The sequence below is a fragment of the Haladaptatus sp. AB643 genome, assembly GCF_024136975.1.
In the GTDB taxonomy this organism is placed as follows: domain Archaea; phylum Halobacteriota; class Halobacteria; order Halobacteriales; family Haladaptataceae; genus Haladaptatus.
This window is the reverse complement of sequence record NZ_JAMYJW010000001.1, coordinates 490,132-504,634: the sequence shown is the minus strand read 5'-3', so window position 1 is coordinate 504,634 and position 14,503 is coordinate 490,132. Positions and strand designations below refer to the sequence as shown.

The following is a 14,503-nucleotide window of genomic DNA, read 5'->3' as shown; positions in this document are numbered from 1 at the left end:
AGCCGAACGGTCTTCGTTGGCTTCAAGCCACCCCCGCGAGATTAGGAACGTGATGCGTCTCGACTTGGGTGACATGCGAACGATAATCGTCGGCTTCGTAGCGGCGATTGCCGTTCTGCTCGTCATCTTTTCACTCGCTGGTATCAACGAGATTATGACGTCGCTCACGATGGCCGATGGACGAATCGTCATCGCCGTCGCCGTCGTCGCCCTAGCGTGGCTTTTCTCGTGGTCGATGTCGCTCCGTACCGTCCTCCGGGTTCTCGGGATTCGTATCTCCGTGCTGCGCGCGTTTTCGCTCTACGCCGGTGCGACGTTCGCCAACAACGTCACTCCGTTCGGGCAAGCGGGCGGCGAACCGTTCGCCGCGCTGCTCATCTCGCGGACGACGAACGCCGATTACGAGTCGAGTCTCGGCGCTATCGCCAGCGTGGACTCCATCAACTTCGTCCCGTCCATCTCTTTCGCGCTCGTCGGTGTGGCCTACTACGCGACAGTGCTCACGCTCGGACACGCCCTCGTGATGGTTGCGCTCACTCTCGTCGCAGTCGCCATCGCCGTCCCTATCGTCGCAATCCTCGGATGGCGGAACCGTAACCAAGTCGAGATGAAGATTGCCGACATCGTCGTGAGGGTCGTCGGTGCCTTGGCCCGGTTCGTGCCGCGGCTCACGCCGACGAGCAAAGCGGCGGTAGTTCACCGCCTTCGAGGGTTTTTCGACGCTATCGAACGCGTCGCAGGGAACCGTCGTGGCCTCGCGCTTTCGATGTTTTTCTCGGCGTTCGGATGGTTTCTCTCGGCGGTGTCACTCTGGCTGTCGTTTTACGCGCTCGGATACACCGTTCCGTTCGCGGCCGTTCTGTTCGTAATCCCCCTCGGAAGTATGGCCAGTATCACCCCACTTCCCGGTGGTCTCGGCGGAGTCGACGCCGTGCTGGTTATCCTCCTCGTCCCCATCGCCGGGGTCTCAGCGACGACGGCGAGCGCGGCAGCGCTGATTCACCGCGGGGCGACGTACTTCCTTCCGGTTCTCATCGGCGGTTCGACGACGGCGATGTTGGAAGCCGACAACGCGAAGACCGGCAGCATCAGGAGCGACTGACGGTAGGTCCCTACTCCGTAACGATGGCTTTAAACGCCGTCGCAAGGAAATCTGTCCTATGACGACGCTCTACGACGTTCCGGCGGATGCGCTTATCGACGCGCTCGCCGACGACCTCGAAGAACGATTCGACCGACCGGACTGGGCAGAATTCACGAAGACGGGTTCCCAACGCGAACTGCCTCCGGAACAGGAGAACTTCTGGTACATCCGCGCCGGAAGCCTCCTTCGCAAGGTCGCCATGAACGGCCCCATCGGTGTCGAGCGCCTCTCGACCGAATACGGCGGCAGCAAGGACGGCTCGAACCGCTACGCCGTCGCCCCGAGCCACCGATCGGACGGCAGCAAGAAGGTCATCCGAACCATCCTCCAACAACTCGAAGAGGAAGACCTCATCCAGTCCAATGAACACCGTGGCCGCGAAATCACGGCTGACGGTCGAAGCCTTCTCGACGACACCGCCGGGGAAGTCCTCTCCGACCTCGACCGACCGGAACTCGAACGCTACGCCTGAATACGTCCGTTTTTCCGTTTTTCATCTTCCCTCGTCCAGTCGTGGGTATTCGACTCCACATCACGGTGTCCGAGAGAAAACGTCCGTAATTGTTTTTGGTCGTGCGGGGTAAACAACCGATAAGAGATGAGTGGAAATCCCGACGACGAACGATTGGAAGAGCTTCGAAAGCAGCGGATGGAAGAGCTACAGGACCAACAACAACAGGAAGAATCCCAGCAACAGGCACAACAACAGGCGAACGCCCAGAAACAGGCGTTGCTTCGACAGTACTTGACCGACGGCGCGCGAAAGCGGTTGAACTCGGTTCGCATGAGCAAACCGCAGTTCGCGGAACAGGTCGAACAACAGATACTGGCGATCGCACAGAGCGGCCGTATCAACGGAAAAATAGACGACGCGAAGATGAAGGAGTTGCTACGCGAACTGAAGCCCGAGAAGACGAGCTTCAACATCAAGCGCCGCTGAGATGGAGCTCGGACTCCTCTACAGCGGTGGCAAGGATTCGACCCTTGCCGCACTCATACTGGACGACTTCTACGACATCACCCTCGTAACGGCTCACTTCGGCGTCACGGACGATTGGCAATACGCCCGTGACACCGCCGAGGCGACCGGTTTCGACTTCGAGGCGGTCGAACTTGACCGGGAGGTCGCGGACGAAGCCGTCGAGCGGATGGTCGATGACGGCTACCCGCGAAACGGCATCCAACACGTCCATCTTCACGCGTTGGAAGCCGTCGCGGCGATGGGGTTCGACGCGATTGCCGACGGCACGCGCCGTGACGACCGCGTGCCGACCGTCTCGCGTGCACAGGCCCAGAGCCTCGAAGACCGCCACGGTATCGACTACATCGTTCCGCTCTCCGGATTCGGCCGGGGTGCCGTCGACCGTCTCGTCGCGGCGACGCTCGACGTGGAGTCCGGGCCGAGCGACGAGATTCGGAAGGCCGACTACGAGGCCGAGCTTCGAACGCTCCTCGCCGATGGACACGGGGACGAGACCATCGCCGACGTGTTCCCTGCCCACGAACAGACCTACGTTACGGGATTCACCGGGGAACGTTAACCCCGGATTTCGAATATACTCCGAGGATACTCGATTCGAACAACGGCCCTGTTTTCCGGTACGATTTCCCAGCGAACCTCCGCAGAGGCGGTAACAACCGACGAACTAAAGGCTCGGCTCGTGTACCGACTGTCGATGCGCGCCTTTCGAGTCGCCTACGACGGTAGCCCGTTTTACGGATTCCAGCGACAGCCGGACGTCCCGACCGTCGAGGATACCCTGTTCGATTCCCTGTGTGCCCTCGGCGTCGCGGACAACGTACCGGAGGGGTACGCCGCCGCCGGAAGAACCGACGCGGGCGTGTCCGCCCTCGCACAGACGGTCGCCTTCGAGTGCCCAGAGTGGCTCTCCCCGTCGGCGTTCAACAGCGAACTCCCGGGCGAGATTCGCGTCTGGGCCAGCACGGACGTCGATCCGGCGTTTCACGCGACTCACGACGCCTACTACCGGGAGTACGTCTATCATTCACATGCGCCACGAGCCAACCTCGGGCTGGCAAAGGACGCATCGAGACGGCTCTCGGGCGAACACGACTTTCACAACTTGACCCCGGACACCGAGGGAACCGTCCGCGACCTCGATATCGACGTGCTCCAGGACGACGACTACCTCGTCTTCACGCTTCGCGCCGGCGGCTTCGCCAGAAACCTCGTCCGGCGTGTCGTCTCGCTGATTCACGCCATCGCGACCGGCGAGGAGGAGATGGCGAAGATAGACCGCGTGCTCGCGTCGGAACCGCTCGACGGGAAGGAAGGCGTTCCGTGCGCACCCGCCCATCCGCTCTACCTCGCGGACGTGGGCTACGATCTCGAATTCGCGGTGGACGGCGCGGCGACGAAAAGCCTCCACGACGTGTTCGGCGACCTCCGAGTGGAACGGCGGACGAGGAGTCGCGTGGCGCGGGACATCTGTCGAACTATCGAGTAGATATATACCGAACACGCCCTTCTTTTCGGTATGGTCAATGATGGATTGCTGTGGGAAGTAACGGTAAATATCGTGCTGGGGCTGCTGGCGATGTTTTTGGGACGAACGCTCGGCGTGTTCGTGATGGGAGCGTTCGGGTTCCTCGGAACCGTCGTCTTCGCCCTCCTCGCGCTCGCGTCGCTCGTCGGTGGCGTGTATCTCATCGTTCGCGGGCTTGCAATACTCGTCGAAGAGATCGTTCGGGCGGAAATCACGAACCGAGCCTAGTTCCAGCCGTCGGGCCAGATACCCGCCGCTCGCATTCCCTCCTCGTACTCCTGTTCACGGAGGTTTTCCACGATTTCGTCCGGCACCGGACGCGGAATCTCGCCGCGCGATGCGACCTCCCGGATCAACAACGCCGCCAGCATGGCGTGTTCGCGGAGGTTGCGGTCGTCGACCTTGTCCCGCGTGTCGGCGTGAGTGTGACCCCACCCGCGTCCCCGAAGGCCGGGTGCGCTGACGTCGGCTTCACTGTGGAGTTGGAGCGCCGGAACGCCTGCCTTCAGGAACGGCCAGTGGTCGCTGAACGGATGCACGCCCTCCTGAATCGAGATCGGTTGGTTCGCGTCATCGGAGACGGTTTCGATCACCGAACGCATCGTCTCGGAGCCGTGCATGTACGCCAGCATGTCACGGAACCGCCCGGCACCGTCGACGTTCACGACGGCTTTCGTCCGCTCCGTATCGAGCGACTCGACCAACGCCTGTGCGCCCAGTAGCCCGATTTCCTCACAGCCGACGCCCACGACCCGGACGCGCGTGTCGAGGTCCATCTTCGCGAGCACGTGGGCCGCCGCGACGACGGTGGTGATGCCACAGCCATTGTCGAGTGCTCCCTCCGCGATGTCGTGTGAATCCAAGTGGGCGACGACGACGACCTCCTCGTCGGTCTCGGGACCGAGTTCCGCCACGGCGTTGTGACTGGTTCCCGGTTCGGTCGTCGCGTCGACGACCAGCCTCGCGGTCGCGCCCGTTTCGGCGTACTCGGTCAACCACGCGCCGGTTTCCTTGCTGACGCCGACGGCGGGAAGCGCGGCTTCGTCCCCGAACGTGAGCGAACCGGTCGGCGGAAGTTGTCCCGGAACGTGGTTGTGGAAGATGAACGCCTCCGCACCCGCGGCGGCGGCGTGTCCGAACTTCTCCATTCGATGGATGAACCGGCTTCCGTCGGGCGTCGTCGTGCTGGCAACGGCGATCTTTCCGGCCACGTCGACCGCGTCTATCTCCTCGGGCATACCATGACCGACGTCTACCAGTTCTCCCTGCACGTCACCCGCCAGCGAGTACGGGAGCGCGATGGTTTCGAACGACCGTTCGATCGGGTCGGTGACGGCGAGTTCGGCCGACCCGCGGGTCCAACAGTTCATGTCGAACGCCTCGGTATGTGCGTTTCGTGCCCCGGCACGTTCGAACGCCTCCACGACTAGTTCCGCCGCTCGTTCCTCACCGGGATGGCCACCCATCCTGTTTTCGAGTTCGGTCAGTTTCGTCAGGAAAGTCCACGGATAGTCGTCCTGCCACATTTCGCCGAGCGCGCGTGCCGTCTCGTCGGTCATACAGCCACTGCGTCGTCATCGGTTAAAAACCTCGTTTCAGCGGAAATCCCCTCATTCCGGAATATCAACGTTTACGGCGGGGCTAGTCGTAGGTCGTGGTATGAGTTCTGTTCCCGAACGGAGCGATATCGACGCCCAATACAAGTGGGATCTGGAGAGTATCTACGCGACCGACGACGAGTGGGAGGACGCATACGAGGACGTGGAGGAGCGGCTAAACGAACTCGAAGAGTACGAGGGACAGGTCACCGAGGACGGCGAGACGCTCCTCACGGTACTTCGACTCACCGACGAACTCGGACGCGAAGTGTCGATGGTCGCTTCCTACGCTCGGATGCGAAGCGACGAGGACACGTCCAACCAGGAGTACCAAGCGCTCGCCTCGCGTGCCCAGTCGCTCGCGTCCCGTGCGGGAAGCGCGACGAGTTTCATCGAACCGGAGATTCAGTCGCTCGACCGCGAGGAACTCGACCGGATGATCGCGGAAACGGACGGACTCGAGGAGTACGAACACGCGTTGGACGACACGATCCGGATGAAAGAGCACACCCGCTCGGCCGAGATCGAGAACCTGCTCGCGGAGTTCGGCGAAGTCACCGGCGCCCCGAACGAGATTTACAGCATGCTTTCGAACGCCGACATGACGTTCCCGACGGTCGAAAACCCCGACGGGGAGTCGGTCGAAATCACCCAGAGCAACTTCACCAACCTCCTCAAAAATCAGGACCGCGAGTTCCGTCAGACCGTCTACGAGAACTACTTCGACGAGTGGAGCGACGTTCGAAACTCGGTCGGTGCGGCGTACAAAAACAGCGTCAAATCCGACGTGAAGTACGCCCGTGCCCGGAACTACGACACCGCACGCGAGGCCGCGTTGGACGGCCCGAACGTTCCCGTCGAGGTGTACGACAACCTCCTCGATACCGTCCGTGACAACCTCGACAAACTCCACAAGCACGTGGAACTCAAACGCGAGAGTCTCGGCGTGGACGAACTGCAGATGTGGGACGTGTACATGCCGATGACGGACACGGAAAGCCCGGACCTCGATTACGACCAAGCGATCGAGTACGTCGTGGACGCAGTGGGAGTGCTCGGAGACGACTATCAGTCGCGTGTCGCCGAGGGGATCGAATCGCAGTGGATCGACGTGTACGAGACGAAGGACAAGCGGGCGGGTGCCTACAGCGGTGGAACCTACGACACCCAGCCGTTCATCCTGATGAACTATCAGGACGACATCTCCTCGATGTACACGCTGGCACACGAACTCGGTCACTCCCTTCACTCGCAGTTGACGAGCGAGGAACAACCCTACGCGTACAGCGGGTACGAAATCTTCGTCGCCGAAGTCGCCAGCACGGTCAACGAAGCGCTGTTGACCCACCACCTCCTCGAAACGGTCGAAGACCCCGACCTCCGCCGACACATCCTGAACGAGTATCTGGAACGATTCCGTTCGACGCTCTACCGACAGACGCTGTTCGCCGATTTCGAACATCAAGTACACCAACTCGCGGAAAACGACGAGGCGCTCACGCCCGACAGGATCGACGGGGTGTACGGCGACCTGAAGCGCGAGTTCTACGAACCCGCCGTCGTCGACGACCGAATCGAGCGCGAATGGATGCGTATCCCGCACTTCTATCGTGCCTACTACGTCTATCAGTACAGCACGGGGATCAGCGCCGCCGTCGCGCTGGCTGACAAGATTTTGGAGGAAGGCGAACCCGCCGCGGAACGGTATCTCGACTTCCTGCGTAACGGGTCGCGCGAGTACCCGCTCGAACTGCTCCAGGGTGCGGGCGTCGATATGAGTTCGCCCGAACCCATTCAGCGCGCGCTGGACGTGTACGGTGAGCGACTGGACGAGATGGAAGAACTGCTCTAACGCGCGTCGTTTTTCCCACTCGTCAGCGCTTTTTTTGCGTGGAATTTCCCGGCAATCCGCGCCGATAGATGCAGCTATACCAACTTTGTGGATACCCCGCGACCCAAAGGCACTTTTAATGTGGCGCCTTACGGACGAACAACAAATGTCACGTAGTCCATCCGTTCCCGACCGTCCGACGCTTGAACTGGACCCGGACATGTCCGACGATGAGCGCCTGTCGGCGCTTCAAGATCATTTTACGGATATCACCAAAGTCAACGACAAACTGCGTGAGCGCGTCGATGCGGCCGCGGAGCGACACGACAACCTCTCCGAAGAGGTCGACAAACTACAGCGCGAAAACGAGATGCTGAAAACGACTTCGCTGTACGTCGCGACCGTCGAGGATGTTACCGACGACGGCATCATCATCAAACAACACGGCAACAACCAGGAAGTGCTGACCGAGGTGGCGGTCCAGATGCGGTCCGACATCGAGGCAGGGGACCGCGTCGCGGTCAACGATTCGTTCACCATCCAACGGGTGTTGGACACCGAAAAGGATGCCCGTGCACAGGCGATGGAAGTCGACGCGTCGCCGAGCGTCACCTACGAGGACATCGGTGGCATCGGCGACCAGATTCGGGAAGTTCGGGAGGCGGTCGAGGAACCGCTCGTCAACCCGGAACAGTTCGAGGAGGCCGGTATCGAACCGCCGAGCGGCGTCCTCCTCCACGGCCCACCGGGAACCGGGAAGACGATGCTGGCGAAAGCGGTCGCCAACGAAACCGACGCCACGTTCATCAAGATGGCCGGGTCGGAACTCGTCCAGAAGTTCATCGGCGAGGGTGCGAAACTCGTCCGCGACCTGTTCTCGCTCGCGGCCGAACGCGAACCCGCCGTCATCTTCATCGACGAAATCGACGCCGTTGCCTCGCGGCGCACCGACTCGAAGACGTCGGGCGACGCCGAAGTCCAGCGGACGATGATGCAACTGCTCTCGGAGATGGACGGCTTCGAGGACCGTGGCAACATCCGCATCATCGCGGCGACCAACCGCTTCGACATGCTCGACAGCGCCATCCTCCGCCCCGGTCGCTTCGACCGCCTCATCGAAGTGCCCAACCCGGACGCGGAGGGCCGTCGCCGTATCCTCGAAATCCACACCCAGCGCATGAACCTCGCCGACGACGTGGACTTCGACCGCCTGTCCGAGGAAACCGACGGCTTCAGCGGTGCGGAGATAGAGAGCCTGACCACCGAATCCGGCATGGTCGCCATCCGCGACGAGCGGACCGAAGTGACCATGGCCGACTTCGAAGACGCGCTCGAAAAGATGGAAGCCGGTGACGACACGACGGTCCCGAACCTGCGGTACGCCTACTAAGAACCCACCTTTTTATTGCGAGGGTCGCTCCGCGACCCTCGATAAAAATCTGGACCAAAAGCGCTCCTCACCCCCTCAGTCACTCGGGGACTCGCTTCGCGAGTCCCCATCGTTCCTTCGAGGGAGTCGTCGGCCCGGAAAATCTCCGATTTTCCGGAGATGATACTGGTCTCCGCGGTTGCGTCAATCGCTGATACTTGTCGCTCGTGTCGGTTGCCGATTCCCGTTGTTTGCGTCGGTTGCTGTTCTCTTGCGGTTGTCTCAATTGCTGATTCCGGCGGTCGTGTCCGTCCGAGAAACGACGACGGTTGTCGGATTTCATCTCGACGGAAAATCGACCTGCCATTCGAGAATTATTTTTCCCGCCTCGAAGGAGGTGTCTTTTTTACGTCCGACGGTGGGTAATTTCGTATGCGAGTTGATCTCGGCAACGCTCTCGACAGCGTCGCCTCGCCCGGCGTCTCGCGCGACACATTGTCCCGATTGGACGACCGCGTCGCGGACGCCCACGAGCGAATCGAAACAGGACGAGCGAACGACGAACACGGCTACGCGGCCCTGAACCTTCCGGAGACGACGAACCCGGAGGAGATTCGGACCGCAGTCGAACCGTTCGCCGACGTCGAGACGGTGCTGACGGTCGGCATCGGCGGCAGCGCGCTCGGCGCGGCGACGCTCGCGCACGGACTGGAGTCGGACGTGGACGCCTACTTCCTCGACAACGTGGACCCCGAACACGTCGCATCCCTGCTCGACCGGATTTCGCTCGCCGACACCGCGGTCAACGTCGTCTCGCGTTCCGGAACGACGGCGGAGACGCTGGCGAACTTCCTCGTCGTCCGCGACGCGATGGAGTCGGCGGGCGTGGATTGGACCGAGCAGACGTTCGTCACGACGGGCGCGGAGGGGAACCTCCGCGACCTCGCCGACCGTCACGACCTGCCCGCGCTCGACGTTCCCGACGGCGTCCCGGGTCGATTTTCGATGCTCTCGACGGTCGGATTGGCGTGTGCCGCGATCCAGGGCCACGACATCGAGGCGGTCCTCGACGGCGCGCAGGCCGAGGCTGACCGACTGTCAGGGTCGCTGTTCGAGTCGCCAGCGTACGCCTACGGGGCCATCACCTACGCGCTGGACGAACGCGGCGCGGGGATCAACGCGATGATGCCCTACGCCGAATCACTGGAGACGTACGCGGAATGGTTCGCCCAACTGTGGGCCGAAAGTCTGGGGAAGGACGGCGTGGGACAGACGCCGGTGCGTGCTCTCGGTGCGACCGACCAGCACTCACAACTCCAACTGTACCGGGCCGGACCCTCGGACAAGATGGTGACGTTCGTCCGCCCGACGGAACGGGAGGACCGTTCGATTCCCGAGACCGACCTCCCCGGTCTCGAATATCTGGGCGGGAGCAGCCTCGGAACGCTCCTGTCGGCCGAGTTCGAGGCGACCGAGGCGAGTCTCGCGGCGTCCGGGCAACCGAACGTCCGTCTGGAAATCGACCGCGTCGACGAGTACGGACTCGGCGAACTCTGTTACTGCTTGGAAGCGGCGTGTGTCCTCGCGGGCGAACTGTACAGCGTCGAGACCTTCAACCAACCCGCCGTCGAATGGGGCAAGCGCGCCGCCCGCGGCCTTCTCGGTGGCGGTGAGTTCGAGGAGGCGGAAGCGGTAGCCGAGAAATCAAGATTGGTTGTCGAATAACTCACGCGTTCACAAAGCATATACCGGACCACGGATTTTCATTCGATATCAACTGCGTCGTCCCCTAAACGGCGCGTTCCAGTATGAACAGACGAAAATCACTCTGTATGACACTCGTGGCATTTCTCACTCTCTCGCTCGTCACGGGTGTGACGACGGCCCACGGACGGTACGCCCCCGATTCGGTGGGGAGTACGCCGTTTACCCACGACAAAACACCGGCAAACAACAGTTCCGTTTCGATCCGGCACGAAGGGGATTCGATCTCCCTCGACGCTGCGTCCAATCAGACGGTCCGCGGGAACACCACGCTCGATCCCGGGACGAATCTCGAAGTGCAAGTCCACGCCACGAAGCAGTTCTTCATGTCCGATTCGGTGACCGTGCAACCGAACGGCAGCTTCAACGCCTCGTTCAACTTCAGCGAATACGAACCCGGCACGGAGTTCGGCGTCTCCGTCGGTTTACCACGGAACAACTCGACGGAAATCGACGTGCTGGCGACTGCCGACGGGGTCCTCCAGCGACCGGAGAAATCGACCACCGGTTCGACAACCACGGGGAACACGACAGCCACGACGACCGCGACGACGGCGACGACACGGACGGACGCGACGATGGCATCGACCACGTCGAGCACCACGCCGACCGACCGAGCGATAAACGACACCACCGACACGGATTCCGTGACCGAAACGATGGCGAACGAACGGACGGCGAGCGACGGTCAGCCGGGATTCGGAATCGTGATCGCGCTGTTCGCGCTCGTCGGAATCGGTCTCGTCCGTCGAAACGCATAGCGGTCGGAGCACATTTACGACCCAACTCCTAGTTTTTCGCATGGAAGACGGTACCGCGACGAGTTCGGGCGAGTCCTCGAACCACCCCTCACACGCTCGGATGGTGCAAGCGGTGCTCCGAAGCGGTGCCCTCGGGGCGCTTGGTCTCTTCGCTATCTCCCTCTGGGCGACCGTGCTAGTCGCCCTGGCAGGGGGAACAAGCGTCGGCGTGATGGTACAATCCGCGCTGAGCATCGTTTCGCTCGGACTCGGAACCGGGACGATTGCGCTGGCCGTCATCGCCAAGCGTGGACTCGATTACGTCGATTTCGAGGTTCCGAGTAGGCGTGATATCGGCTACGCCCTCGCGGGGATCGTGGCGATATTGCTACTGACGTATCTCAGCTCCGCGCTCCTGTCGCTGTTCGGTGTCCAAGAGGCGAGTCACAGCGTCGAGCAGACGGCGAAAAGCGGGAATCCGGAGATACTCCTCCTTTTCATCCCGCTCTCGTGGCTCATCATCGGGCCGTGTGAGGAACTGTTGTACCGGAACATCATTCAAAAGTCGCTGTACGATACGTTTTCCGGCTACGGTGCCGTCGTCGTCGCGAGCGGTATCTTCGCGCTCGCACACGTCTTCGTGTACAGTTCGGGGTCGACGCCTGCACAACTGGGAGGGACACTCGCCACGATATTCCTCCTCTCGCTCGTGCTCGGGACGGTGTATCTCAAAACGGAGAACCTCACCGCGTCTGCGCTCGTTCACGGCACGTTCGACGCCATCGCTTTCGCCACGATATACCTCCAGTTCACGAGCTAACGGGTCAGTTCGGGTTTTTCCGCGTGAGAGGGCTGCCACAGATCGGACAGCGCTCTTTCTTCTCGTCGAACTCCCGACCACAGCCCGCACATTGGAACGACCAGTTTCGTTGTTCCTCGATGCCGTCCTGCGCGATGACTTCGACGGAAACGTCGAGTCGGTCGGAGACGTTCTGCATCGCGTAGTCGTCGGTGACGAGCGTTCCGTCGAGTTCGAACGCGGACGCGATGAGCCGGATGTCCGTGTCCGAGAGCACGTTCAAGTCGCCCGTGTGGTCCGCCGCGCGCCGGACTTTCTCGACGGCGTCGTCTCTCGGGATGTGAATGTGCATTCCCGAACCCTCCATCGCGTCGAACCGGAAGGCGTGTTCCCCCTCCAGTTCCTCCTGAACCATCGGAATTGACGCGGTCTGTTGGGTGGTGTGGTACTCGTTGATAAACGCTGAGGAATCTAGGATGTACATTTACCGCTGAACGACGATGTAATCTTTGACCGCCTGCACTCGGTTTACGGGCAGTTCGAAATGACCATCCTCGTTCATATCGAGGTTCACGGTGTCGGTGTCGAGCTGTTCGTCGGGTTCGACGACGAGACTCGACAGCCCCCCCGTCTTCAGGTTCATGGTGATGTTGTAGAGCATTCCCAGTTCCGTACCGTCAGAACCCATGACGGCCTTCCCCGAGAGGTTTTCAGCGAGTATGCTCGGCATACGAGGTGATTACCGAGCGCTACTACATAAACTCCACGGGGAGGACTTGCCTCCCGACGAATTCGGATGAATGGAGTTCGAAGGCCACACAGGCGTGGCGATGGAGTTAAATGCCGTGCGGGGCTGTTCTGTGATAAGAACTTCTCCCGGGTGGTAGGTATGTCGGACACAGATACACACGAAACGGAAACTCAATCCCTCAGGACTCCCATCGTCGCAGTCCTCGGTCACGTCGACCACGGCAAGACCAGCCTGCTCGACAAGATTCGAGGCTCGACGGTCATTGAGGGTGAGGCGGGAGCGATTACACAACACATCGGCGCGACGGCCGTGCCACTCGACGTGGTGTCGAAAGTCGCCGGGAAACTGGTCAACCCGGACGACTTCGACCTGCCGGGGCTACTGTTCATCGACACCCCGGGACACCACTCGTTCACGACCCTTCGGTCGCGCGGCGGCGCGCTCGCGGACATCGCCATCCTCGTCGTGGACGTCAACGACGGCTTTCAGCCACAGACCGAGGAGGCCATCAACATCCTCAAACAGTCACAGACGCCGTTCGTCGTCGCGGCGAACAAGATCGACACGACGCCGGGGTGGAACCCCCAAGCCGATGCGCCAGTGCAGCAAACGTACGAGGCCCAAAGCGACCGTGCGCGCTCGACCCTCGACGGAAGCCTCTACGAACTGATCGGCGAACTCAGCGACGCGGGATTTTCGGCCGACCTCTACTGGCGCGTGCAAAACTTCCAGAACAACATCGGCGTCGTCCCCGTCAGTGCGGAAACGGGCGAGGGCGTCCCGGACGTACTCACGGTGTTGATGGGGCTGGCCCAGCGCTACATGCGCGAGGACATGGAAATCGACGTGACCGGACCGGGTGCCGGAACCGTCCTCGAAGTCAAGGAAGAGAAAGGGTTCGGGACCACCATCGACGTGGTTTTGTACGACGGTATTATCCGCGCCGACGAAACCATCGTCGTCGGCGGGAAGAACGAACCCATCGTGACGGACGTCCGTGCCCTGTTGAAGCCGCGACCGCTCGCCGAAATCCGAACCGAGGACCGATTCGAGAAGGTCGATTCCATCGCGGCGGCATCAGGGGTGAAGATCGCCGCACCCGACCTCGACGACGCGATGGCCGGGGCACCGGTCAGGGTCGTCCGTGACCGTGAGATCGACGACGTCATCGCCGAGGTGCAAGCCGAATTGGCCGAGGTCGAAGTCACAACCCAAGAGGAAGGGATCACGGTGAAAGCCGATACCCTCGGAAGCCTCGAGGCCATCGTGAGCACGCTCGAAGAGCAAGAGATTCCTGTCATGCGTGCGGAAGTCGGCGACGTCGCCCCGCGAGACATTCGCTTTGCGACGACCGCCGACGAGCCGAAACACCGGACGATCCTGGCGTTCAACGTGGACACGCTCGCCGAAGCCGCCGACGAGGCCGACCAGCGGGACGTTCGGATGTTCGACAGCGACGTGATCTACCAACTCATCGAGGAGTACGAGGAGTACGTGGACGAGATGGAGCGTGCCCAACAACAGACCGTCCTCGACAACATCACCCGCCCGGCCCGCTTCCGTATCCTCGAAGACCACGTCTTCAGACAGAACGACCCCGCCGTCGTCGGCGTGGAAGTCATGTCGGGAACCGTGCGGAACAACTCCTTCGTCGCCAAGTTCGAAGCCAACGAGCCGAAACGCGTCGGTAGCATCAAAGGCATCCAAGAACAGGGCGAGGACGTGGACGAGGCGCGCGCCGGAAGCCGAGTCAGCATCGCCATCGACGGACCGACCGTCGGCAGGCAGATAGACGAGGGCGACGAGTTGTGGATCGACCTCCCCGAAAAACACGCCAAGATTTTGGAACAGGAACTCTCGGACGACATCCCGGCCGACGAACTCGAAGCGTTGCAGATGTACCTCGACAAGCAACGAAAGCGCGACCCGTTCTGGGGCAAGTAAGGATTCAACGCGGTCGATTTCGGCCAAAGAGTTACGTTTTAGTTTTCGGCAGTAAT

Annotated in this window: 15 protein-coding genes; 12 read left to right on the top strand and 3 right to left on the bottom strand. The window is 61.5% G+C overall.

Features of this window, described 5'->3' with window-relative positions; genetic code table 11:
• The first annotated feature begins 52 nt into the window (after window positions 1-52).
• The 6 genes from NKF25_RS02615 (at window position 53) to NKF25_RS02590 (ending at window position 3,879) form a co-directional block, all read left to right on the top strand.
• Entirely contained in the window at window positions 53-1,102 is a 1,050-nt protein-coding gene (locus NKF25_RS02615) for a lysylphosphatidylglycerol synthase transmembrane domain-containing protein (protein ID WP_253225165.1), read from the top strand.
• A gap of 58 nt (window positions 1,103-1,160) precedes the next feature.
• The gene (locus NKF25_RS02610) at window positions 1,161-1,616 is read left to right on the top strand and encodes a 30S ribosomal protein S19e (protein WP_253225164.1); all 456 of its coding nucleotides are present in this window, start codon (window positions 1,161-1,163) and stop codon (window positions 1,614-1,616) included.
• Between the two features lie 126 nt (window positions 1,617-1,742).
• The gene (locus NKF25_RS02605; protein ID WP_253225163.1) at window positions 1,743-2,084 is read left to right on the top strand and encodes a DNA-binding protein; all 342 of its coding nucleotides are present in this window, start codon (window positions 1,743-1,745) and stop codon (window positions 2,082-2,084) included.
• A 1-nt stretch (window position 2,085) separates the two neighbouring features.
• On the top strand, window positions 2,086-2,685 hold the full coding sequence (locus NKF25_RS02600) for an asparagine synthase-related protein (RefSeq protein ID WP_253225162.1): 600 nt from the start codon (window positions 2,086-2,088) through the stop codon (window positions 2,683-2,685).
• Between the two features lie 135 nt (window positions 2,686-2,820).
• A complete protein-coding gene (gene truA, locus NKF25_RS02595; RefSeq protein WP_253225161.1) occupies window positions 2,821-3,612 on the top strand; it encodes a tRNA pseudouridine(38-40) synthase TruA in 792 nt (263 codons plus the stop codon).
• A gap of 30 nt (window positions 3,613-3,642) precedes the next feature.
• A complete protein-coding gene (locus NKF25_RS02590; RefSeq protein ID WP_253225160.1) occupies window positions 3,643-3,879 on the top strand; it encodes a hypothetical protein in 237 nt (78 codons plus the stop codon).
• Here NKF25_RS02590 and NKF25_RS02585 read toward each other — a convergent pair.
• Window positions 3,876-5,210, bottom strand: coding sequence for a M28 family metallopeptidase (locus NKF25_RS02585; RefSeq protein ID WP_253225159.1), 1,335 nt, complete (start codon window positions 5,208-5,210; stop codon window positions 3,876-3,878). The two genes, NKF25_RS02590 and NKF25_RS02585, sit on opposite strands and share 4 nt — an antisense overlap.
• A gap of 100 nt (window positions 5,211-5,310) precedes the next feature.
• Here NKF25_RS02585 and pepF point away from each other — a divergent pair, with 100 nt between their 5' ends.
• The 5 genes from pepF to NKF25_RS02560 all read left to right on the top strand — a co-directional run bounded on the left by pepF (window position 5,311) and on the right by NKF25_RS02560 (window position 11,773).
• Window positions 5,311-7,101, top strand: a complete 1,791-nt coding sequence (gene pepF / locus NKF25_RS02580; protein WP_253225158.1) for an oligoendopeptidase F — start codon at window positions 5,311-5,313, stop codon at window positions 7,099-7,101.
• A gap of 145 nt (window positions 7,102-7,246) precedes the next feature.
• Complete coding sequence (locus tag NKF25_RS02575) at window positions 7,247-8,470, top strand: proteasome-activating nucleotidase (RefSeq protein ID WP_253225157.1); 1,224 nt, start codon at window positions 7,247-7,249, stop codon at window positions 8,468-8,470.
• Window positions 8,471-8,881: 411 nt separating this feature from the next.
• Window positions 8,882-10,174, top strand: coding sequence for a glucose-6-phosphate isomerase (locus NKF25_RS02570; RefSeq protein ID WP_253225156.1), 1,293 nt, complete (start codon window positions 8,882-8,884; stop codon window positions 10,172-10,174).
• A 107-nt stretch (window positions 10,175-10,281) separates the two neighbouring features.
• Window positions 10,282-10,974 carry a BGTF surface domain-containing protein gene (locus tag NKF25_RS02565; RefSeq protein ID WP_253225155.1) on the top strand — a complete coding sequence of 231 codons (693 nt, stop codon included), beginning with the start codon at window positions 10,282-10,284 and terminating at the stop codon, window positions 10,972-10,974.
• 40 nt (window positions 10,975-11,014) lie between these two features.
• Window positions 11,015-11,773: a type II CAAX endopeptidase family protein gene (locus NKF25_RS02560; RefSeq protein ID WP_253225154.1), complete on the top strand. Its 759-nt coding sequence runs from the start codon at window positions 11,015-11,017 to the stop codon at window positions 11,771-11,773.
• Between the two features lie 4 nt (window positions 11,774-11,777).
• Here NKF25_RS02560 and NKF25_RS02555 read toward each other — a convergent pair whose 3' ends face one another.
• Both NKF25_RS02555 and NKF25_RS02550 read right to left on the bottom strand, forming a co-directional pair.
• Window positions 11,778-12,236, bottom strand: a complete 459-nt coding sequence (locus NKF25_RS02555; RefSeq protein WP_253225153.1) for an NOB1 family endonuclease — start codon at window positions 12,234-12,236, stop codon at window positions 11,778-11,780.
• On the bottom strand, window positions 12,237-12,482 hold the full coding sequence (locus NKF25_RS02550) for a PRC-barrel domain-containing protein (RefSeq protein ID WP_066140814.1): 246 nt from the start codon (window positions 12,480-12,482) through the stop codon (window positions 12,237-12,239). It abuts the gene before it with no gap.
• 159 nt (window positions 12,483-12,641) lie between these two features.
• Here NKF25_RS02550 and infB point away from each other — a divergent pair, with 159 nt between their 5' ends.
• Window positions 12,642-14,447 carry a translation initiation factor IF-2 gene (infB, locus tag NKF25_RS02545; RefSeq protein WP_253225152.1) on the top strand — a complete coding sequence of 602 codons (1,806 nt, stop codon included), beginning with the start codon at window positions 12,642-12,644 and terminating at the stop codon, window positions 14,445-14,447.
• The last annotated feature ends 56 nt before the right edge of the window (window positions 14,448-14,503 follow it).